Below are 21,154 nucleotides of genomic sequence, written 5' to 3' on the forward strand. Positions count from 1 at the left end.
GGATTGCTCATAAACAAAGGCTTGGGCATAATGTAGTCCCTTTTTTCAGCCCCTACATGTGGAAGGTTCCCGTGACTCAGAAGCCCGACCAGTGTCTTGGTGAATGGATCGATCGTGAAGCGCTCGCCGAGGCGATGATCCCGCTCATCGGTCAGCTCTACCGCAATAACAACGTGGTGAGTTCGATCTACGGCCGCACCCTGATCAATCGTTCAGTCATCGCGATTCTCAAGGCACACCGCTTTGCGCGTCATCGTCAAGCCGACGCAACCGAGTTGTCCGTACACGAGACTTTCCCGCTCATCAAAGCGATGAGCGAGCTCAAACTGGGTGCCGCTTCCGTGGACCTGGGCAAGCTGGCAGTCAAATACAAGACCGAGGCCAATGGCCGCACGGCCGAACAATTCGTCCGTGAAGAAATGGCCGAAGTCGTTGGCCAGCAGAATTCCGGCGCGCGTAAAGGCACCGACGTTGTCCTTTATGGTTTCGGCCGCATTGGCCGTCTGCTGGCGCGCATCCTGATCGAAAAAACCGGTGGTGGCGACGGCTTGCGCCTGCGTGCCGTCGTCGTGCGTAAAGGCGCCGAAAACGATCTGGCCAAGCGCGCAAGCCTGCTGCGTCGCGACTCGGTTCATGGCCCGTTCGACGGGACCATCACCATCGATGAAGCCAACAACACCATCAGCGCCAACGGCAACCTGATCCAGGTGATCTACGCCAAGAACCCGACTGAAGTGGACTACACCCAGTACGGGATCAAGGACGCTCTGCTGGTCGACAACACTGGCGTATGGCGTGATGCCGAGGGCCTGGGCCAACACCTGCAGTGCCCTGGCATCGACCGTGTGGTGCTGACCGCACCGGGCAAGGGCAAGCTGAAGAACATCGTTCACGGCATCAACCACCAGCAGATCACCGCCGATGACAAGATCATCTCCGCGGCATCCTGCACCACCAACGCTATCGTCCCGGTGCTCAAGGCCGTCAACGACAAGTTTGGTATCGTCAATGGTCACGTTGAAACCGTTCACTCGTACACCAACGACCAGAACCTGATCGACAACTTCCACAAGGGTGATCGTCGTGGCCGCAGCGCTGCGCTGAACATGGTCATCACCGAAACCGGCGCTGCCACTGCCGCTGCCAAGGCTTTGCCTGAGCTGGCTGGCAAGCTGACCGGTAACGCGATCCGGGTTCCGACGCCAAACGTTTCGATGGCGATCCTCAACCTGAACCTGGGCACCGCCACCACTCGCGAAGAGATGAACGAGTACCTGCGCCAGACCGCGCTGTATTCGGACCTGCACAAGCAGATCGACTTCGTCAATTCGCAGGAAGTGGTGTCCACCGATTTCGTCGGCTCGCGCCACGCCGGTGTGGTCGATGCTGAAGCCACGATCTGCAACGATAACCGCGTCGTCCTGTACGTCTGGTACGACAACGAATTCGGTTACAGCTGCCAGGTGGTTCGCGTGATGGAAGACATGGCTGGAGTCAACCCGCCTGCATTCCCCAAGTAAGTTGAATGCAGTGGCCAGCGGCAAGCGTTAAGCTGCACGCCAATGTAAAGAAACGCCCCGACTGGTTCGGGGCGTTTTTTTGCGCTGCGTTTGGGTGTATGTCCGTTATTTGTGGTTGCGCTGATAGGGCTCTGGCGTTAGGGCGAACCCAAAATTCATATTCAGTCCCAAAAAAAAACGCCCCGGACCAGTCGGGGCGTTTCTGTTTTCAGCGTGACAACTGCACAGGTTTAGCCTGCAGCCGGAGCACCTTGAATACGCGTCTGGCCCTTGCGGAACAGTACCAGTGTCGCGACCAGGCCCATCACCGCAGCGCCGCTCAGCCAGATACCCGGTGCTGCCTTGTTGTCGAGCACATGGATCAGATAAGTACAGGCCGCTGGCGTGAAGCCACCGAAGGTCGCCGTCGCCAGGCTATAGGCCAGGGAGAAGCCGGTGGTGCGCACTTCGACCGGCATGATCTCGGTCAGCGAAACCACCATCGCGCCGTTGTACGAACCGTACAGGAACGACAGCCACAGCTCGACCACCAGAAGGTTCACGAAGCTTGGGTTCGAGGTCAGCCAGGACAGGGCAGGGTAGGCAGTGATGATGGCCAGGATGGTGGCTGCCAGCAGCAGCGGCTTGCGACCGATCTTGTCCGACAGCGAGCCCATGACCGGCAGCCAGATGAAGTTCGAGATACCCACGCAGACTGTCACCAACAGGCTGTCCAGATCAGACAGGTGCAGTTCGTTCTTGCCGAAGGTCGGCGTGTAGGCGGTAATCAGGTAGAACGACACGGTGGTCATGACCACCAGCGCCATGCCGGCAATCACCAGGCCGAAGTTGGCGCCAATGGACTTCATCACTTCGCCCAAGGTCGGACGATGCTTGCGCGCGCGGGCTTCGAATTCCGGGGTTTCTTCCAGCGAGCGACGAATCACGAAGATCGCCGGAACGATCATGCAGCCGATCAGGAACGGCACACGCCAGCCCCATTGGCCCATCTCTTCCGGACTCAGCCAGTGGTTCAGGCCAACGCCCAGCAGGCCGGCAAATACCACTGCGGCTTGCTGGCTAGCGGACTGCCAGCTGACGAAGAAACCTTTACGGCCCGGGGTCGAAATTTCAGCCAGATAGACAGACACGCCGCCCAGTTCCACGCCGGCCGAGAAGCCCTGCAGCAGACGGCCGATCAGTACCAGCAGGGGCGCGGCGACACCCAAGGTCGCATAACCCGGCACGCAGGCAATGAGGATCGTGCCCATGGCCATCATGGCCAGGGTGATGATCAGGCCTTTCTTACGACCGTGGTGGTCGATGTAGGCGCCGAGGAAAATGGCACCCAATGGACGCATCAAAAAGCCGGCGCCGAAAGTCGCCAGCGAGAGCATCAGGGATGCGAACTCACTGTCTGCTGGGAAGAAGGTCTTGGCAATGGCCGTGGCGTAGAAGCCATAGACCATGAAGTCAAACATTTCAAGGAAGTTGCCGCTGACAACGCGAAAAATCGCCTTGCCTTTGCCTGTGTTCGAGGCCATTTGGAATTACTCACTTAGGCTGTCTAGCTGGGGGATCCGTTGTATTTATGCGTCCTCTCCTGCGCCGTCCGGGCTTGGTCTCGAGCGGTGCAGATTTGTAACGATATGTGTAAAAGTGGCGGATAGCAATCAGAAGACACGTACGGCCGCACCCCGTTCACCTGTAGCAGACCGGCGACACAATATTTGTTTATGTCACAGGTCTTGGTGATCCGGCTTTAACTCCCTTGAAACGCCACCGACCGACGCCTCTGGTCGGCCGATGGCCCATTTCATTTGCGAGTGCAAGCCACGATGAATGCCAAATACGAGCTGATCGACACATTTTCCCGCCGGCCATCCCTCAGCGCGCTGGCATCCCGAACGCTGGGCGCGGCGCTTGAGTCCCGATATCCGGGCATGGGCATCGATCCGCAGCGCGCGGTGATCACCAGCGTTGCCGGGTCTGGCGCCCCGACCACTGAAACCTTGCTTGATTGTCTGCGGCATCACTTCGCGACCGGCAAGACGCCGTTGTGGACCTCCGGAAAGGAAACGCTGCTGGCGGATCCATCAGCCTCACCCCCTGTCATCCTTGACGTTGATGTCGAGCAACTGGCTGTTCTGATCGACAGCGTGTCGCTCAGCCTTGCCCAGGCGTTCATGCAAGCGACCGTGGATTTCTGGGACCGCCCCGGCAAGGACGGTTCCAGCCCCTGGCTGTGTCTTGCCCGGGCACTTGAGCAACAAAGCCTGTCGGCAACACCCGGCGCTGCCGATGCTCAGGCAGGCATGGCCGATCGCGGTATTCGCCTGCCTGAGGCCGAAAATACCCGGCAGGCTGCGTTCGAGAAAAAGGCCCTGGAGATTCTCGGCGAGCAGTTGTCCGCCATCCACGGCGTGCTTTCCCTGGGACTTGCCGATTTCGACGAGATCGAACGTTATCTGGCCAGAATCACCGATGTCAGCCCCTGGCTTGAAGATGGCCCCTCAACCACGCAGGGCGTGCAGGTGTCCCGGCTCGATCAGTTGCCAGACTGGTTGCGCAGCGCATCGTCCGCGGATCGCCTGGATTACAGCCGCAGAATGGCTGCACTGGCAGTCGCGGCGTCGCGGGCCGGTGGTCAGGCCTGGGACGACGATTTGCCGCCGATCCTCGATTACGCCCTACGCACGCTTCAGGACAGTTTGCGTGAGGATCATCCGCAAGCGAGCGGGGTGACGCTCGATGACGTGACCGTTCACATCGCCAAGGTCGTGGCAAGCGCCGTGCCCTCTGCCGGGCAATTCGTCGCAGTAGGCAGCGTGCAGGCGGTCACCATGAGTGTCGCCACGTTCGCGCTGGAGAATCTGTCGAGTCTGCCTGCCGGCAGTATTCGTCTGTCCACGCGCGACGGCGGGCCGCTGCCCGACTGGCTGACCCCTGAATACCTGAAGCAGTTGGTGGTACGCGCGGATATCGGTTTGGCCTATCCCGCGCTGGTACGACGCTACCTGATCAGCGATTTGCCTGAAGCTGGCAGACGACAGGCGCTGTTCGCCGATCAGCTGCGGGTGCAGTTACCCCTCAAGGCCCTTGAGCAGAAAATCCGTGGTCAGGGTGACTTGACCCAGGCCGGTTATCGCTTGATCTGCTCCTTGCTGGAAACGCCCGGCGTTGGCGGCGGTAGCGTTGTGCGTCAGTTGGCATGGGTGGCGCAGCCGGGCGCCAGCGCCGATCAGGTCAGCAATATGTTCGTCATCGGTCCGGCGGCTCCGGGCTTCGGGCCGTGGGTCCTGTATCGCCCGTTCGCTCAAACGCCGCTGCGCGAATTCGCCAACTGGTTGGCCCTGCGCGACGCCATCGCCCAGGACGGTGACCTGCAGCAGGACGTGCTGACATGGATGACCGACCCTGCGCGCCAGCGTTACGCCAATGGCGGGTTCGATCAGCCGCATATCGTGCGCTTCGGTCTGGGCTCGGAATTCGCGCCACTGGAGGTCCCCAAACCTGCGCAGTTGGACCTCAGCGAGGTGCAGGGCGATGTCATGCCGGTGCTGTTCAGCGCCAATGCCAGGGCGTTGGTGGACCTTGCCGACCGCCAATCGGTGTCCAATGCCGAAAGCCGCTGGGCGATGATTCGCCGTGGTGGCTGGCTGGCGCTGGAGGCGGTTATGCCGTTCCTGTCCGGATCGGTGGGCACTGCGCTGTGGCTGGTGCAGTTGATGACGGCCGTTGACCAGGTATTGGTGGCCGAGCGGCGCAAGGCCGGACCCGAAGGCGTCGCTGCGTGGAACACGCTGTTGCTGACCATCTCGACGATTCTTCTGCATCAGGGCTTCGCGCCGCATCTGCCAGCCTCGGCACGTCCGCCCTCGGTCAGAGCGGCAACGCTGGAGCCTGCGACCGCAGCCGATCATGGAGCCAAAGCAGCGGGGCCGGAGCCGCTCACGCAACCGGCCGTTGATCAAACCCTGCTGGATTTCGCCTGGTCCAGCTCCAACCATCGCCTGACCGCGGATCAGGCACGCCAGCTTGACGGCCTGAAGGCGTCGTCCGAAGCGCCACCCGGGATGCCGTCGGGGGAGCCGGGAAAGGAAGGCCTGTATCAGCACGAGCAACACTGGTGGGTGCAGCTCGACGGTGCGGCGTATCGGGTCGGTTTCAACGAGGACGGGGCGTACATCGTCGATCCGCACAATCCACTGGCGCACGGGCCGCGCCTGTGCCGGGTCGGGCAGGCCTGGGCGCTGGACCTGTCGCTGAAGCTTCGTGGTGGCGGTCCGAAACGCAGCGCCCGGCAACTGGCGGAGCAAAACGCGGCCACCCTCAAGCAGGTGACCGAGCGCAACGTGGTACTCGAACGGCGCAGGAGTGCCATCTATCAAGCGTTCGTCGGTTGGGACCGGGCAGTCCGGGATGTGCCCGAGCCTATCTCGGACGAGCTTGTCGAGGAGGTCGAAAACAACCTCAAGGAACTGACGGCGATCCTTGAAGAGCGGCAACAGCTGCAACAGATGCTGCGCCCGGCTGATCGGGCGAGTGAAAAAACTGTCGCCACCAGCTTGCAGGGTGTGAGCCGGCGGATCGCCTTCTTCGAGGGGGTGTTGCTTGAAAATCTGGTGAAACTGACCCGCGCGCGGATGCCCGAGCTGGAAGCGGTCGCCGGGCCCGCCGTCACCCCGGAAAATGTCGACGCTTACCTGACGCTCTTCGAAAACCTGCTCAAGGCGCAGGAGCGGGGCGTGCACTGGTCGAGTGTGCGCGAAGCGTTCTGGCAGCAGCTGCGAAACGTGCCCAAGGTTGGTTTGCAATTCTGGCGGGACGAGTCGCTGGAGATACAGCGCACCCACCTGCTGACCCACCTGGAGTGGCGGATCTACCGATTCTGGTCGTTGCTGGAATTGAGCTTCGCCAAGGAGTGGATCCTCTCGGGGCAGGTGGTCTCCGAGCTCAAGGGATTGCGCACCGATGAGGCCCTGCACGCGGCGTTCTGTTCCCACTCCGAACTGGAGAAGCCCAACGACTACACGCTGTCTGAGCAGATCGATGTGCTGGAAAGCTCGCTGCGTGAATACCACCGCGCCACGCTGATCTCGATGTGCGCGCGCGAAAGCTCGCCCCAGGCCCTGGATGCAGGGCGCTTCGAGCGTTACGTCGAGGAACTGGCATGGATTTCAGACGCTGCCGAGAAACGCCTGTCGGACCTGATTCGCGAAAGTGCCGAACCCCCGGAGCAACCGTCCGAATATGCCCCAAGGGTCAAACAGCCGCGCAAGCGAGTGTTCAAGACCCGCGGGCAACGTACGCTGGTCGGGCGCCTGAGGGAGGGCGAGGCGGATGTTCCGGGCGCTGTTGTCGATGTCACCCAGACCAGCAACGAAACTGTGGTCGGCACTTATCATCTGCACGAGGACGGCCAGTGGGTGGAAGTTCAGACCGCGCCGCCGCCCAGGCGCATGAGTCGCGAACCGGTCATCGCCCTGGCGGACCTCAAGCGCCAGGCCAGCGCTGCGCTGGAGCGCGTCGAGCCGGCCGTCAATTATGCCAGGCGCCAGTCCCTGCGCCCGGGCGAACCTGCGGACATGCAGGACATCCTGGTGTTCAAGGCCGATCACCTGACCGCCCTGGCTGACAAACTCGGCGCACGGCTGGCCGAATCCGCTCAGGGCGACGGCGCCGAGCACACGGTTCAGGCCCTGATCGGCGATCTGCGAGCCGCAGCCTCGCGTCTGCTGGAGGCAGGGCGCTCCGTGCGTATTGCCATGATCAAGGCGCAACCGCCGACCGCTGCGCGCCTGAGTTATCTGGCACACGAGCGGGAGGTCGATATCGCCCGTTTCGAAGGCCGCAAGAACATGTCCGGATCCCGGCGCAACGACTTCCTGCAGGAGTACGTCATTCGTGACAAGGATCAGCGGGTTCTGTGGTGGGCGCATTTTCATTACCCCGGCCAAGCCACCCCAGCGGACGCCTACACTGCCGCTCACCTGAAGATGCCCGAGCAACGTTTCATGGGCTACAAGGCCCAGGTCAAGGCGGCCAAGGACGACAAGGAAGTGGTCAGCATCTATCGAAGCGCCATCGGCAAAGACGTGGCCCGGCGCCTGTTTCTGGAGCTGGCCGCTGCAGGGGCGGCCACGCAATGAGTGCATGGCCGGCTCGATCCGGCGCTGACAAGGGGGGGTGAGCCTGACGCTCAGGCTATTTGAGCAACGCCTCTCGCAGATCCGCCGACAGGCCGTCCGGGGCCAGCCAGATGGCGAAGTACACCTTGGCCAGCTCCGGATCGGGGCTGGCGAAGATGACGATGCCGTTGCGCAGCAGATTCAGGCCATCAGCTCGGTCCCAGCTCAGGTCGTAGCGGTCACCGGGCTTGATGTCCTGGAAGCTTTGATGCAAGCGATCCAGTTCTTGTCTGAGTCGCGACAGGGTCTCTTTGGTCTGCTGACGTTCGAGGGTGGCGTTGGCGGCCTTGATCACATCGTTGCGGTCGATGTCACGAAAATAGAACAGTGCCAGCTTCTGCGGCGCCTGAGTGAAGACCGCCTGTCTGGCACTGACTGAAGGCTCTGCATAAAAGGCTGCCGCGTAAACGTCGGTCCACAGATAAGTCAGAATCGCCTGGTTCTTGCGTTCAAGGGCCGGCGACTGGCCGTTGAGCTGCCCGGGGAAGTCCGCGCGCTTGAGCAGGTCGGCCTGGGATGCAACGACCAGTGGGCTGCCCAGCGCCAGCAGCAACAGCATCCAGGGAATGAAACGGTGTCGCATGATGGCGCCCTTGGGTGAAAGATCCGGCACCAGATATGACACGTTTGCCGCGACCGCAAAAGTGCGGCATTACGCACAAACCGACAAAATCGCAGCTTTTTTTATACTTCGTGACGCAAGGCATTTATCATCCGCAGCAATCGGCCGCTCGCCGGGCTGTTTTCGCCTCGCTGGGTGCCCTGTAGCGCAGACAACATTGGCCTACGACGCGACCAAGGGTTAATGTTCGCCGCGTCGCCTGGCGATTAGACTGCGCCGCGAGTTTCGATTCTCATGCCGCCGGCCGCGGCATGATTTAGCCAGAGACGCCAGAGTGGCGCCTCGGCCTGTTCTAAGGAGTACGCATGGCTGTCTACAACTACGACGTAGTGGTACTGGGTTCCGGCCCAGCAGGAGAAGGCGCGGCAATGAACGCCGCCAAGGCCGGGCGCAAGGTGGCCATGGTCGACAGCCGGCGGCAGGTCGGCGGCAATTGCACTCACCTGGGCACAATCCCGTCCAAGGCGTTGCGTCACTCGGTCAAGCAGATCATTCAGTTCAACACCAATCCGATGTTCCGGGCCATTGGCGAGCCGCGCTGGTTCTCCTTCCCGGACGTGTTGAAAAACGCTGAAAAAGTCATCAGCAAGCAGGTCGCGTCGCGCACCGGCTACTACGCGCGCAATCGCGTCGACGTGTTTTTCGGCACCGGCAGTTTCGCCGACGAGCGCACCATCGATGTGGTCTGCAACACGGGCGTGGTGGAAAAACTGGTGGCCAACCAGATCATCATCGCTACCGGCTCGCGTCCCTATCGCCCCGCCGACATCGATTTCACCCACAAGCGTATCTACGACAGCGACACCATTCTCAGCCTCAACCACACGCCGCGTAAATTGATCATCTATGGCGCAGGCGTGATCGGCTGCGAATACGCGTCGATCTTCAGTGGTCTTGGGGTAGAGGTCGAACTGATCGACAACCGCGATCAACTGCTCAGCTTCCTCGATTCGGAAATCTCCCAGGGCTTGAGCTATCACTTCAGCAACAACAACGTGATGGTGCGCCACAACGAGGAGTACGAACGCGTCGAGTGCCTGGAAAACGGCGTGATCCTGCACCTCAAGTCCGGCAAGAAGGTCAAGGCCGATGCCTTGCTGTGGTGCAACGGCCGGACCGGCAACACCGACAAGCTGGGCCTGGAAAACGTCGGCATCAAGGCCAACGGTCGCGGGCAGATCGAGGTCGATGAGGCGTATCGCACCAGCAAGCCGAACATTTATGGCGCCGGCGACGTGATCGGCTGGCCGAGCCTGGCCAGTGCTGCGTATGACCAGGGTCGTTCGGCCTCGGGCAGCGCGGTGGACAACGGCGCCTGGCGCTTCGTCAACGATGTGCCGACCGGTATCTACACCATTCCGGAAATCAGCTCGATCGGGCAGAACGAACACGACCTGACCCAGGCCAAGGTGCCGTACGAAGTGGGCAAGGCTTTCTTCAAGAGCATGGCCCGCGCGCAGATCTCCAACGAGCCGGTAGGCATGCTGAAGATCCTGTTCCATCGCGAAACCCTGCAGATCCTCGGCGTGCATTGCTTCGGCGACCAGGCGTCGGAGATCGTGCACATCGGCCAGGCGATCATGAACCAGCCGGGCGAGGCCAATACCCTCAAGTATTTCGTCAACACCACGTTCAACTACCCGACCATGGCCGAAGCCTATCGGGTGGCGGCGTACGACGGCCTCAACCGGCTTTTTTGAGTGGCTCCGGCCGGTGGCCTGAGCCGGCCGGGGAGACCGATTTCAGTAACTCTCCAGGGTGGCGCTGGCCAAACCGGGAAAGTCTGTAATCAGGCTGTCAACGCCGAAGTCGGCGAGCCTGCGCATCAGTGCAGGCTCGTTGACCGTCCATACCGATACATGCAGGCCCTGACTCTGGGCTTTCTTCAGGCGCTCGGGCGTGCACAGCGTCCAGTTCAGCGCCAGGATTTCACAGCCATAACCTTGCGCGACCTTCAACGGGTCAAGCCAGGCGTATTCGGCCACCAGGCCGCGAGAAATATCCGGCGTCAGTTCAAGGGCCGCGCGCAGTACTTCGCGCGAGCTTGAGGTGATGGTGACCTTGTCCAGCAAGCCATGACGCTGGGCCATTTCGCGAATCGCCAGCACCGTGGTTGCCGCGCGGGTGCGTGATGCGCTCTTGACTTCCAGTTGCCAGTGCTCGAAAGCGCATTTCTCGAACAGTTCTTCAAGTCGTGGGATCGGGCAGGGGTGCACCCAGCCCGGCCCGCCCTTGCGCGCATCGTAGGTCACAAGATCGGCGGCATCGTGCTCGACCACCTTGCCGCGCCGGTCGGTGGTGCGTTTGAGAGTCGGGTCGTGGATCACCATCAACTCGCCATCGCGGGACAGGTGCAGGTCCAGCTCGCAGCGCTTGACCCCGTGTTTGAGGCATTCCTGAAAGCTGCTCAGGGTGTTTTCCGGTGCTTCGCCCTTGGCGCCGCGGTGGCCGTAAATAATGGTCACAAAGATTCCTCGATAGCGCGCTCAGGCGGTAAACGGTTTATTTGGGGTCAGGGTCGGTCTGCTCGCGGGCGAGCCGCCGTTGTGCGGCTTGTCGTTGCAGAATGTGTCGGGCCAGGAGCTGGCGCTGGGCATCGGACAGCTCGGTCCATTCGGTGCCGATCTCGAAGCCGCCGATGGTTCGCGACTGGCATTGGGTCACTCGGGCCCGCAGCATCATCCCGGAGGCTTGAGGCATCAGCACCATTTTCACCGACAGCAGGCTGTCCACGGGGTAGGGCTGGTGCGACTCGAACTGCAAGCCGCCCTCGGACATGATCACCGTCTGCGGCGCGCCCAGCTTGCCCAGCACGGTCTGCGCGATGACTTGGCCGAGCAGATCGATGCGCTTGCTCATGGCCCGCAGAAAGCTGTTGGTGGTGCGATCGCGATCGTCGAGCTGACGCAGCAGGTGCTGGGATTCGAACTCGGCAACATGCAGTTCGCTCAGCAGATCGAACAGGGTCGAGCTGTCATTGTGGGCATGTTCGTCGACAGCCCCGGAACCTGGAATGTGTTGAATTTCCAGTGCGACGCTGTCTTCGATACGGTAGTATTCGCGGCGTTCTTCTTCATCTAATGTCGACATGGCGAACCCATGGTAGCGGCGGTTGTCAGAGTGATTGCGCAGGATCGCGACCAGCGATTCGAGTGTAAAGCCGCAGGCCCTGGCCCGCCACAAGGACGTTCCCATTCCTTTGAACAAGCCCCTCCATGTTCAGACCTCTTTTTGTATTCATCGGCACGCGTTACACCCGTGCAAAACGCCGTAACCATTTTGTCTCCTTCATTTCCCTGACGTCGATGATCGGCCTGGCCCTGGGTGTCGTGGTGATGATAGTCGTGTTATCGGTCATGAACGGCTTCGATCATGAGATGCGCACCCGCGTCCTGGGGATGGTTCCGCATGCCACCATCGAGTCCGGCGAGCCCATCAGCGACTGGCAAGGCCTGGCCACCCGGGTCAAGCAAAACCCCCAGGTGGAGGCGGTCGCGCCGTTCACCCAGATGCAGGGCCTGCTGACCAACAATGGCAACGTGCAGAAAATCCTGCTCAATGCCATCGACCCGGTCCAGGAACGCAAAGTTTCGATTATCGACGGCTTCATGAAGCAGGGCAGCCTGGACGATCTGGTCACAGGCGGCTTTGGCGTGGTCATCGGCGACAAGGCGGCAGCCAAGCTGGGCGTGTCCATCGGCGACAAGGTGACCTTCGTCTCGCCCGAAGTCACCGTGACCCCGGCGGGCATGTTCCCGCGCATGAAGCGCTTCACCGTGGTCGGCATCTTTCATGTAGGCGCCGGTGAGCTGGACGGTTACCTGGGTGTCACCAACCTGCAGGACCTGGCGCGGCTGCATCGCTGGAAACCCGGTCAGGTACAGGGTCTGCGCCTGAAGTTCACCGATCTGTTCAAGGCCCCGCGCACGGCCTACGAGATCGCCCAGAACCTGGGCGAGCACCAGTACTACTCGCGTGACTGGACCCGCACCCACGGCAATCTGTATCAGGCCATCGGTATGGAGAAATCCATCATCGGCCTGCTGCTTTTGCTGATCGTGGCGGTGGCGGCGTTCAACATCATTTCCACCCTGGTGATGGTGGTCAATGACAAGCGCGGTGACATCGCGATCTTGCGCACGCTGGGCGCGACCCCGGGGCAGATCATGGCGATCTTCATGGTCCAGGGCACGGTCATCGGCGTGGTCGGCACACTGATCGGCGCCGGTGTGGGCATTCTCGCCGCGCTGAACGTCAGCTCGGCGATCTCGGCGCTCGAAGGCCTGATCGGCCACAAGTTTCTCAACGCGGATGTCTATTTCATCGACTATCTGCCATCGCAATTGATGGCCCAGGACGTGCTGCTGGTCTGCGGCGCGGCGCTGGTCCTGAGTTTCCTCGCCACCTTGTATCCCGCCTGGCGTGCCGCGCGCACCCAGCCGGCGGAGGCGCTACGTTATGAGTGAGTCGGGCATGAGTGATAAAGCTGTACTGAGTTGCCGCAACCTGGGCAAATCCTACGAGGAGGGCCCCGAATCGGTGGTGGTTCTCTCGGGCCTGCAACTGGAACTGCACCCTGGCGAGCGCGTGGCGATCGTCGGCAGTTCGGGCTCGGGCAAAAGTACCTTGCTCAACCTGCTGGGCGGGCTCGACACGCCAACCGAAGGCAGCGTCTGGCTGGCCGGCGAAGAGTTGTCGGCACTCAACGAAAAGGCCCGTGGCCTGTTGCGCAACCGGGCGCTGGGCTTCGTCTATCAGTTCCACCACCTGCTGCCTGAATTCACTGCGCTGGAAAACGTCTGCATGCCGCTGCTGATCGGCAAGACCCCGATCCCCGAAGCCCGCCAGCGCGCCACCGCGTTGCTGGAGCGGGTAGGGCTCAAGCACCGTCTGGCGCACAAGCCCTCTGAGCTTTCCGGCGGCGAGCGTCAGCGCGTGGCGATTGCCCGGGCGCTGGTCAACCGGCCGGGTCTGGTGATGCTCGATGAGCCCACCGGCAACCTCGATTCCCACACCGCCCAGGGTATTCAGGACCTGATGCTGGAGTTGAGCACCTCGTCGCGTACCGCGTTTCTGGTGGTCACCCACGACATGACGCTGGCCCGGCAGATGGATCGGGTATGGCGCCTGGAAGAAGGCCGTCTGGTCGAGGCGTGATGCAACCCTGATTTACCCGACGCGGGTTTCCAGCGTCGGGTTTTTACTTTTAGCTGCTTTAGCTACGGTGCTCCACCCATGTTCAGACCGCTATCGATCTTTATCGGCACGCGCTACACCCGGGCCAAGCGCCGCAACCACTTTATCTCGTTCATTTCGATGACCTCGATGATTGGCCTGGCGCTGGGCGTCCTGGCGATGATCGTGGTGCTGTCGGTGATGAATGGCTTCCAGCAGGAGATGAGCTCGCGCATCCTCGGCATGGTCCCGCACGCGGTGATCTCCGGGGTCAAGCCGCTGGACGACTGGAAACCCGCCGCCGATGCCGCGCTGAAGAACCCGCAGGTCACCGCTGCCGTGCCGTTCACCGAAATGGACGGCATGCTGTCGTACAAGGGTTCGATGCAGCCGATCCAGATCAACGGCGTCGACCCTGCATTGGAATCCCAGGTCTCCATCGTCACTCAGCACATCGTTCAGGGGCGTTTGCAGGACCTCAAAGCGGGTGAGTTCGGCGTGGTCATCGGTGAAATCACCGCCCGGCGCTTTCGCCTGAACGTCGGCGACAAGATCACTCTGATCGTCCCGGAAATCAGCAGCGCTCCCGGCGGCATTACCCCGCGCCTGCAACGCCTGACCGTGGTCGGGGTGTTCAAGGTCGGCGCCGAGCTCGACGGCTCGATGGCGCTGGTCAACGTGGCCGACGCTGCGCTGATTCAACGCTGGCAGCCCAACCAGGTGCAAGGTGTGCGGCTGGCCCTGACCGACCTGTATGCGGCACCGCAAGTCTCGGCAGCCATCGCGGGCGGGCTGGGCGCCGATTACAAGGCCGATGACTGGACCCACAGCCAGGGCAGTCTGTTCAGTGCCATGAAAATGGAAAAGACCATGATCGGCTTGCTGTTGCTGATGATTGTCGCGGTGGCGGCGTTCAACATCATCGCCACGCTGATCATGGTCGTGAACGACAAGGGCGCCGACATCGCGATCCTGCGCACCATCGGCGCCACGCCTCGGCAGATCATGGCGATCTTCATGGTTCAGGGCACGGTCATCGGCGTGGTCGGCACCCTCATCGGTGGCGTGCTGGGGGTGATTGCCGCGATCAACGTCAGCCAGTTGGTGGGCTGGGTCGAGCGCGTCACCGGCCAGCACATCTTCACCTCGGACGTGTATTTCATCAGCAACCTGCCGTCGCATCTGGAAGGCAGCGACGTGGCGCTGATCTGCAGTGCGGGGTTCATTCTGAGCTTTCTGGCAACGATCTACCCGGCCTACCGGGCCGCGCAGATCCAGCCGGCACATGCATTGCGCTACGAATAAGCGCCGGCGTTCCTGATTTGGCAAGACCTCTAAAGCCATCCGGCTGGCCGGCGGTGGCGTGATTGAAATCGCTACCGCCGGCACGCTGGGCTGCGACACAGGGCGTTCACAGCCTTCAAACCGGCAATTCGATCAAGAACCGCGTGATCCCGTCCCGCGACTCACAGCGGATCGTCCCGCCATGGGCCATGATGATCGACCGGGTGATCGCCAGCCCCAGCCCGGCATGTTCACTGCTGCCCTCGTGACGCGCCGGGTCGGCGCGATAGAACCTGTCGAACAGGCGGGGCAGGGCGCTGGATGGAATCGTCTGGCCATTGTTCTGCACGCTGATCGATACCTGTCCGGCGGCGGACCCCAGCCTGACCGCCACCTGGCCGTTCGCCGGCGTAAAGCGCAGCGCGTTGTCCAGCAGATTCGACAGGGCACGACGCAGCATGTGCCGGTCGCCTGCCAGGGTTGCCTCCCCCTCTCGACTCAGTTGCACCTGTGCCTCCTCAGCCAGCGGCAGGAAGTACTCCAGCAGCGCATCGGTTTCCTGGCCCAGCGCCAAACGCTCGCGATTGGGATTGAGCAAGCCGTGCTCGGCCTTGGCCAGGAACAGCATGTCGTTGACCATCTGCGCCATCCATTGCAGCTCTTCCAGATTACCCAGCAGTGCTTCGCGGTACTCCTCCAGATTGCGCGGACGGGTGAGGATGACCTGGGTGTGGGTCAGCAGGTTCGACAGGGGCGTGCGCAGCTCATGGGCAATGTCGGCGGAAAACGCCGACAGACGCTGAAAGGCATCGTCCAGACGCCCGAGCATGGCATTGAACGCCTGGCTCAGATCGGCCAGTTCGACCGGCATCTCGGTCTGCGGCAGGCGCGTGGTCAAGGAGCTCGCCGAAACACTGGCGGCGATGTCACTCATCCGCCGCAGCGGACGCAACCCGCTACGTGCCGCCCAGGCGCCGAGCAAGGCGGTGGCCAGCGCCGACAGGCCGACGGTCAGCCAGATCAAGTGCTGCATGCGTTGCAGAAAATGCTGGTGATGGGTGATGTCCAGCAGCAGCGTCAGCTGCGGTGAATCTAGCTCGCCGGGTCGCAGCGCAATGTTGTAGGCGCGGTAGGCCACACCGTTATTGCTCAGGGTCTGCAGCCCGGCCTGCACGTTGTGCTGGACGGTCACTGGCGACGAACTGTCGAACCAGAGCGCGCCATCGCTACCCCGAAGCTGCAGGGCAAGGTCAGGCGAGTGCGCCAGCTCGACCTGCACCGCGTCTTTATGCCCATTGAACTGCTCGGCGCTGGTAACGCCAGTCAGGGCGGCACGCAAGGTCGGCAGTTTACTGTCGAGCAATTGCTGATCCAGCTCCAGAAAGTGCGCTTCACTGGCCCGGTTGAACAGCACCCCTGCGGTCAGCGAGACCACGGCGGTGCAGGCTGCGAACAACAGCGCCAGGCGACTGGCAAGGGAAATGCGCCGGAACATCAGAGGCTGCGCTCTTCGAGGACGTAGCCCATGCCGCGCACGGTGTGGATCAACTTGTTGGGGTATTCGTCATCGACTTTCAGACGCAAGCGGCGAATCGCGACTTCGATCACATTGGTGTCGCTGTCGAAGTTCATGTCCCAGACCTGCGAGGCGATCAGCGATTTGGGCAGCACTTCGCCCTGACGGCGCAGCATCAGCTCCAGCAGGGCGAATTCCTTGGCGGTCAGGTCGATGCGCTGGCCGTTGCGTTCCACACGCCGGCGCAGCAGGTCCAGGCGCAGATCGGCCAGTTGCAGGTGGGTTTCCTGGGTGGCGCTGCTGCCTCGGCGCAACAGGCTGCGGACCCGGGCCAGCAACTCAGAGAACGCAAACGGCTTGACCAGATAATCATCAGCGCCCAGCTCCAGGCCGCGGACCCGATCCTCGACCGCATCGCGGGCGGTCAGGAACAGCACCGGAGTGTCCAGGCCGGCACTGCGCACCGCCTGCAGGATCTGCCAGCCGTCCCGACCGGGCAGCATCACGTCGAGGATCAGCAGGGCGTAGTCGCCGGTGAGCGCCAGATGCTGGCCGCTGCTACCGTCCGCCACCAGCTCGGTGTTGAAACCTGCTTCACTGAGGCCCTGACGCAGGTACTGCCCGGTTTTCGCTTGATCTTCGATGATCAGTAATTTCATGGATGACTCTTGAGGCGTGCAGATGCCTGGTATTGACCCTGCGCAATGGCGCTTTATAGCGCGAGCGGGGCGGGCGGTCAGCAAGCTTACAAAGTTGTAATCTTGCGGTCAGCTGATTGCCAGTGGCGCAGGCCTACCCTGAGGCCATCGATTGTCGTTGACTGGAGAGTCTCATGTTTGTTCGTTTGATCGCTGCTGCCGTGCTCCTGGGCGTTAGCCTGTCGACGGTTGCATCCCCCGCCGGGCACTTCGACTTTGGCCATCCAGCGCAAGCTGCGCAGGCAACACGTACCGTGGAGTTGACCCTGGGCGACATGTATTTCGAGCCCAAGTCGCTGACGGTCAAAGAAGGCGAAACCGTGCATTTCGTGTTGATCAACAAAGGTCAGCTGCTGCACGAATTCAACCTCGGTGACGCTGCCATGCATGCTGCCCACCAGCAGGAAATGCTGAAGATGGTCGCCAGCGGCATGCTGACCTCAACCGGCATGAATCACAATGCGATGGCCGGGATGGATCACGGCGACATGGGCATGAAGCATGACGATCCCAACAGCGTGCTGGTCGAGCCGGGTAAAACCGCTGAGCTGACATGGACCTTCAGCAAGGCCACCGACCTGGAATTTGCCTGTAATATTCCAGGCCATTATCAGGCGGGGATGGTCGGGAAAATCGCCATCGCCGACTAATCGCTGAAAGCGCGGGACAAACCCTATAAACTTGCCGGTCAGGATTTTCACATCCCCCATTTTTATCCGTTTTCAGGTCCCGCCATGCATCCTGCAGCCGAACACTCGCCGCTGGGCAAGTCCAGTGAATACATCGCCACCTACACGCCGTCCCTGCTGTTTCCCATTGCGCGCACCGCCAAGTGGGCAGAACTGGGGCTGACCGCCGAGACGCTGCCGTACAAGGGTGTCGACTTCTGGAACTGCTACGAGTTGTCCTGGCTGCTGCCGTCGGGCAAGCCGGTGGTCGCCATCGGCGAGTTCAGCATCCCGGCGGATTCGCCGAATATCATCGAGTCCAAGTCCTTCAAGCTTTACCTCAATTCGCTGAACCAGACGCCGTTTGCGTCTCAGGCGGAGCTTGCGACGGTGCTGGAAAAGGACCTGTCCGCCGCTGCCGGTAAACCCGTCGGCGTGCGCATTCGTTCGCTCAAGGACATCGAAGCCGAAGGTATCGTGGCGGTGCCGGGCGTTTGCGTGGACGATCTGGACCTGACGGTCAGCAGCTACGACCGGCCGCAGCCAGAACTGCTGCGCTGCGACGATTCGCGAATCGTGGAGGAGGCGCTGCACAGTCATCTGCTCAAATCCAACTGCCCGGTGACCAGCCAGCCGGATTGGGGCAGCGTTGCCGTGGAATATCGCGGCGCGGCCCTTGATCACGCGAGTTTCCTGGCCTACATCGTCAGCTTCCGCCAGCATTCGGACTTCCACGAGCAGTGTGTGGAGCGCATTTTCATGGACCTGCGAAGCCTGCTCAAGCCGGAAAAGCTCACGGTGTACGCCCGGTATGTGCGCCGTGGCGGGCTGGACATCAACCCCTACCGCAGCACTGAGACGCTGACCCTGGACAACGGACGCCTGGCACGACAGTGAGCACGCCGAGCGCCTGACCGCTTCTGCTCGGCAATCAGAAACACAAAAGCCCGTCATCACGACGGGCTTTTCTGTGCGTTTACCAGGGGCTGGTCAGATGCCGATATTGCCCAGTGTCTGCACGATGTTGCGCAAGGTGCCGGCGATACCCGGGTGTTCCAGCTCGAAGCGCTCCACGGCCAGATTGACGCCATCGGAGATACTAGGGTCCCGGGTGGCGGTTTCAACGGCGATCTCCGCCTGGATCTTGGCCATCAGTGTGTGCAGGTCATCACGTTCTGCTTCAGTCAACGGTGGGTTCTGATCCAGTTGCTCGCGCAGGGTATTGAGTTGTTCTTGCAGTTCGCGGGCGGGCATAGGGTGCTCCCTTCAATGATAGTCTCAGCATGGACCGCAATGCGTGGGCAAAGGTCCTTTACCTCGTAAGACTAATCCAGTCCGCGTCCGCTTGCATGATGTCGATCAAACAACGCTCAAGGCTTCTCCAACTTCAGCCGTCGCAGACTGATGTCCGCCAGGCACGACTCCAGTTCGCCCAGATGATCAATCACCGAATGCGCGCCGGTGGCGTACAGGCCCAAGGTCGCCCGGCCCCGCAGGCGTTCGCGATGCACGTCGCTCAATGCCTCCCATTGCACCGGTGAAAGCCCGCACAGCGGCCCGCAGGACGCCAGGCCGACGGTCCATAGCCCTGCGTTGAGTGCGGCGGTGATCAGGCGCGGATCGCCGCTGACCAGCACACAGCCATCGATCTGGCCGACATTCAGGCTCATCAATGCCTGCCAGCAAGCGTCGGGGGCGGGCCAGCGATTGACCGGGCGGACGGTGGGCTGGATCAGATCGGTCAGTGGTGCAGCCAGTTGCCCGGTGATGTGCGCAGGGTATTCGTCGATCCACGCACACGGAATGCCCTGTCGCTTGAGGTTTTTCAATGCGTTGAGCGCACCCTGGGTGGGCGCGGCGTATGCCTGGACATCCTGACCTGCCAGAACATTGCCATCCTTGTCGCGCAATGCACGTGCCTGTGCGCCGAAATCGACCAGGCAACCGCTGAGCCCGAAAAGCACAGCGGTGAAAGACGGGGCTGGCACGGTGACGGGGGCTAGCATGAAATTCCCTCTCAAATGGCAATGACGCTAAGGGATTTTCGTGACAGTGCGATGACTGCTCAGCAACATTGTTTCCAGATGTTTAAGGGGTTGTAGAATTGCGTTGGTTTTCACCGACGTAAATCCTCGCGGAAGGCTTTATACTCCAGGCTTTGGTTTGGGGGCGTAGCGCCCGCTTCATCACTTTGACTGGGAGTCTCAGCTATGCCCGTGACTGGTGCAGGCTTTATCAATCGTCTGGCGCGAACGTGTTTCTGGGCAGGTCTGGCACTGGTGCCAATGGCCGCGCAAGCTGCAGAAGATGACCCTTGGGAAGGCGTCAACCGTGCGATCTTCCGCTTCAACGACACCGTTGACACCTATGCGCTCAAGCCCCTGGCCCAGGGTTACGAGTTCATCACCCCGCAATTTCTCGAAGACGGCATCCACAACATGTTCAAGAACGTCGGAGAAGTGACCAACTTCGCCAACGATGTTCTGCAAGCCAAGCCGCAGGCGGCGGGCGTCGATACGGCGCGACTGATCTTCAACACCACCTTCGGCCTGTTGGGTTTTTTCGATGTGGGGACCAAGATGGGCCTGCAGCGTAACGACGAAGACTTCGGCCAGACCCTCGGCCACTGGGGCGTTGCCAGCGGTCCGTTCGTGATGCTGCCGCTGCTGGGCCCAAGCACCGTACGCGATGCTTTCGCCAAGTACCCGGACACCTACACCCAGCCGTACCGTTACATCGATCACGTGCCGACCCGCAACACGGCGTTGGGCGTGAGCGTGGTGGACACCCGTGCCAGCCTGCTGTCAGCCGAGAAGCTGATCAACGGCGACAAGTACACCTTCATTCGTAACGCCTACCTGCAGAACCGTGAGTTCAAGGTCAAGGACGGCAAGGTCGTCGACGATTTCTGATTGGTTACTTCATCGTGACGCATGAAAAAGGCGACTTTCGAGTCGCCTTTTTTCTTTTCCGGATCTTTTCGAAACTGTGAAGCAGTTCCCAGGCGATATCACTTCATTGCCAGGATCGTCAGGCCCAGTTTCTGCTCGTTGCCGTCGATGTCAGCGATCCAGACCACCTCCGTGTCGGCCTCAAGACCCTTGAGCGCGGTGTGCTCGGACTCGATGCGCACGCTGAGTTTATCGCCTACCTTGAATGAGCGCGGCGCCTGTATCTGCATGCCAGAGCTGGATAAATCCACGCAAACCGCTGGAATGATCTGGCCTGCATAGATCAGGCTGATGTCCGCGTCGACCCGCATGCGGATGTAATCTCGTTTTTCGGCGTAGTCGCGATCAAGCTGGCCCATGGCACATCCTTCCATTTCGTTGCTGATTTAACGGTTCTTATAACTCCCGGTGATTTGCGATGTAAAGACGCCGGTCGACCACCGGAGCATGCTTGAAACCCCCGGCGGATGGGAGTACCGTCTGCGCCTTGAAGGGCACCTCTGCCACGTGAAGCGTTTGACCAAAAGTCCGCCGATCCGGATCCAGAGAG

The 21,154-nt window shown here is 61.3% G+C and carries 18 protein-coding genes; 9 read left to right on the plus strand and 9 right to left on the minus strand.

Annotated features, from left to right (window positions below; genetic code table 11):
- The first annotated feature begins 56 nt into the window (after positions 1-56).
- Positions 57-1,520, plus strand: coding sequence for a glyceraldehyde-3-phosphate dehydrogenase (locus ACI2KS_RS25370; protein WP_404623761.1), 1,464 nt, complete (start codon positions 57-59; stop codon positions 1,518-1,520).
- Between the two features lie 230 nt (positions 1,521-1,750).
- Here ACI2KS_RS25370 and ACI2KS_RS25375 read toward each other — a convergent pair whose 3' ends face one another.
- Positions 1,751-3,043: an MFS transporter gene (locus ACI2KS_RS25375; RefSeq protein ID WP_404623762.1), complete on the minus strand. Its 1,293-nt coding sequence runs from the start codon at positions 3,041-3,043 to the stop codon at positions 1,751-1,753.
- Positions 3,044-3,337: 294 nt separating this feature from the next.
- Here ACI2KS_RS25375 and ACI2KS_RS25380 point away from each other — a divergent pair, with 294 nt between their 5' ends.
- Positions 3,338-7,651, plus strand: coding sequence for a dermonecrotic toxin domain-containing protein (locus ACI2KS_RS25380; RefSeq protein ID WP_404623763.1), 4,314 nt, complete (start codon positions 3,338-3,340; stop codon positions 7,649-7,651).
- A 55-nt stretch (positions 7,652-7,706) separates the two neighbouring features.
- Here the strand turns inward: ACI2KS_RS25380 and ACI2KS_RS25385 are convergent, their stop codons facing one another.
- A complete protein-coding gene (locus ACI2KS_RS25385) occupies positions 7,707-8,273 on the minus strand; it encodes a chalcone isomerase family protein (RefSeq protein WP_404623764.1) in 567 nt (188 codons plus the stop codon).
- Between the two features lie 344 nt (positions 8,274-8,617).
- On the opposite strand from ACI2KS_RS25385, the gene sthA reads away from it, so the two are divergent.
- Complete coding sequence (gene sthA, locus ACI2KS_RS25390; RefSeq protein WP_404623765.1) at positions 8,618-10,012, plus strand: Si-specific NAD(P)(+) transhydrogenase; 1,395 nt, start codon at positions 8,618-8,620, stop codon at positions 10,010-10,012.
- Positions 10,013-10,054: 42 nt separating this feature from the next.
- Here sthA and ACI2KS_RS25395 read toward each other — a convergent pair whose 3' ends face one another.
- Entirely contained in the window at positions 10,055-10,777 is a 723-nt protein-coding gene (locus ACI2KS_RS25395; protein WP_404623766.1) for a glycerophosphodiester phosphodiesterase, read from the minus strand.
- A 37-nt stretch (positions 10,778-10,814) separates the two neighbouring features.
- Entirely contained in the window at positions 10,815-11,402 is a 588-nt protein-coding gene (locus tag ACI2KS_RS25400; protein WP_404623767.1) for a PilZ domain-containing protein, read from the minus strand.
- A 125-nt stretch (positions 11,403-11,527) separates the two neighbouring features.
- On the opposite strand from ACI2KS_RS25400, the gene ACI2KS_RS25405 reads away from it, so the two are divergent.
- The 3 genes from ACI2KS_RS25405 to ACI2KS_RS25415 all read left to right on the plus strand — a co-directional run bounded on the left by ACI2KS_RS25405 (position 11,528) and on the right by ACI2KS_RS25415 (position 14,792).
- Complete coding sequence (locus ACI2KS_RS25405; RefSeq protein ID WP_404623768.1) at positions 11,528-12,778, plus strand: lipoprotein-releasing ABC transporter permease subunit; 1,251 nt, start codon at positions 11,528-11,530, stop codon at positions 12,776-12,778.
- A gap of 7 nt (positions 12,779-12,785) precedes the next feature.
- Positions 12,786-13,469, plus strand: coding sequence for a lipoprotein-releasing ABC transporter ATP-binding protein LolD (lolD, locus tag ACI2KS_RS25410; protein ID WP_404623769.1), 684 nt, complete (start codon positions 12,786-12,788; stop codon positions 13,467-13,469).
- 78 nt (positions 13,470-13,547) lie between these two features.
- Entirely contained in the window at positions 13,548-14,792 is a 1,245-nt protein-coding gene (locus ACI2KS_RS25415; RefSeq protein ID WP_404623770.1) for a lipoprotein-releasing ABC transporter permease subunit, read from the plus strand.
- 115 nt (positions 14,793-14,907) lie between these two features.
- Here the strand turns inward: ACI2KS_RS25415 and ACI2KS_RS25420 are convergent, their stop codons facing one another.
- Together ACI2KS_RS25420 and ACI2KS_RS25425 are read right to left on the minus strand one after the other, a co-directional pair.
- Positions 14,908-16,266, minus strand: a complete 1,359-nt coding sequence (locus ACI2KS_RS25420) for a heavy metal sensor histidine kinase (protein WP_404623771.1) — start codon at positions 16,264-16,266, stop codon at positions 14,908-14,910.
- Positions 16,266-16,946 carry a heavy metal response regulator transcription factor gene (locus ACI2KS_RS25425; RefSeq protein ID WP_404623772.1) on the minus strand — a complete coding sequence of 227 codons (681 nt, stop codon included), beginning with the start codon at positions 16,944-16,946 and terminating at the stop codon, positions 16,266-16,268. The genes ACI2KS_RS25420 and ACI2KS_RS25425 overlap by 1 nt, the downstream gene beginning before the upstream one ends.
- A gap of 173 nt (positions 16,947-17,119) precedes the next feature.
- On the opposite strand from ACI2KS_RS25425, the gene ACI2KS_RS25430 reads away from it, so the two are divergent.
- Positions 17,120-17,635 carry a plastocyanin/azurin family copper-binding protein gene (locus ACI2KS_RS25430; RefSeq protein ID WP_404623773.1) on the plus strand — a complete coding sequence of 172 codons (516 nt, stop codon included), beginning with the start codon at positions 17,120-17,122 and terminating at the stop codon, positions 17,633-17,635.
- Positions 17,636-17,719: 84 nt separating this feature from the next.
- The gene (queF, locus tag ACI2KS_RS25435; RefSeq protein ID WP_404623775.1) at positions 17,720-18,550 is read left to right on the plus strand and encodes an NADPH-dependent 7-cyano-7-deazaguanine reductase QueF; all 831 of its coding nucleotides are present in this window, start codon (positions 17,720-17,722) and stop codon (positions 18,548-18,550) included.
- A 93-nt stretch (positions 18,551-18,643) separates the two neighbouring features.
- Here the strand turns inward: queF and ACI2KS_RS25440 are convergent, their stop codons facing one another.
- Together ACI2KS_RS25440 and ACI2KS_RS25445 are read right to left on the minus strand one after the other, a co-directional pair.
- Positions 18,644-18,907 (minus strand): DUF4404 family protein, encoded by a 264-nt coding sequence (locus ACI2KS_RS25440; protein WP_404623776.1) that lies wholly within the window; start codon positions 18,905-18,907, stop codon positions 18,644-18,646.
- A 116-nt stretch (positions 18,908-19,023) separates the two neighbouring features.
- Positions 19,024-19,659, minus strand: coding sequence for an HAD family phosphatase (locus tag ACI2KS_RS25445; protein ID WP_404623777.1), 636 nt, complete (start codon positions 19,657-19,659; stop codon positions 19,024-19,026).
- A 204-nt stretch (positions 19,660-19,863) separates the two neighbouring features.
- Here ACI2KS_RS25445 and ACI2KS_RS25450 point away from each other — a divergent pair, with 204 nt between their 5' ends.
- Complete coding sequence (locus tag ACI2KS_RS25450) at positions 19,864-20,565, plus strand: VacJ family lipoprotein (protein WP_404623778.1); 702 nt, start codon at positions 19,864-19,866, stop codon at positions 20,563-20,565.
- A 98-nt stretch (positions 20,566-20,663) separates the two neighbouring features.
- On the opposite strand, the gene ACI2KS_RS25455 is transcribed toward ACI2KS_RS25450, so the two are convergent.
- Positions 20,664-20,963 (minus strand): PilZ domain-containing protein, encoded by a 300-nt coding sequence (locus ACI2KS_RS25455; RefSeq protein WP_404623779.1) that lies wholly within the window; start codon positions 20,961-20,963, stop codon positions 20,664-20,666.
- Positions 20,964-21,154: the final 191 nt, after the last annotated feature.

The organism is Pseudomonas sp. NPDC087358 (assembly GCF_044900785.1).
Lineage (GTDB): Bacteria > Pseudomonadota > Gammaproteobacteria > Pseudomonadales > Pseudomonadaceae > Aquipseudomonas.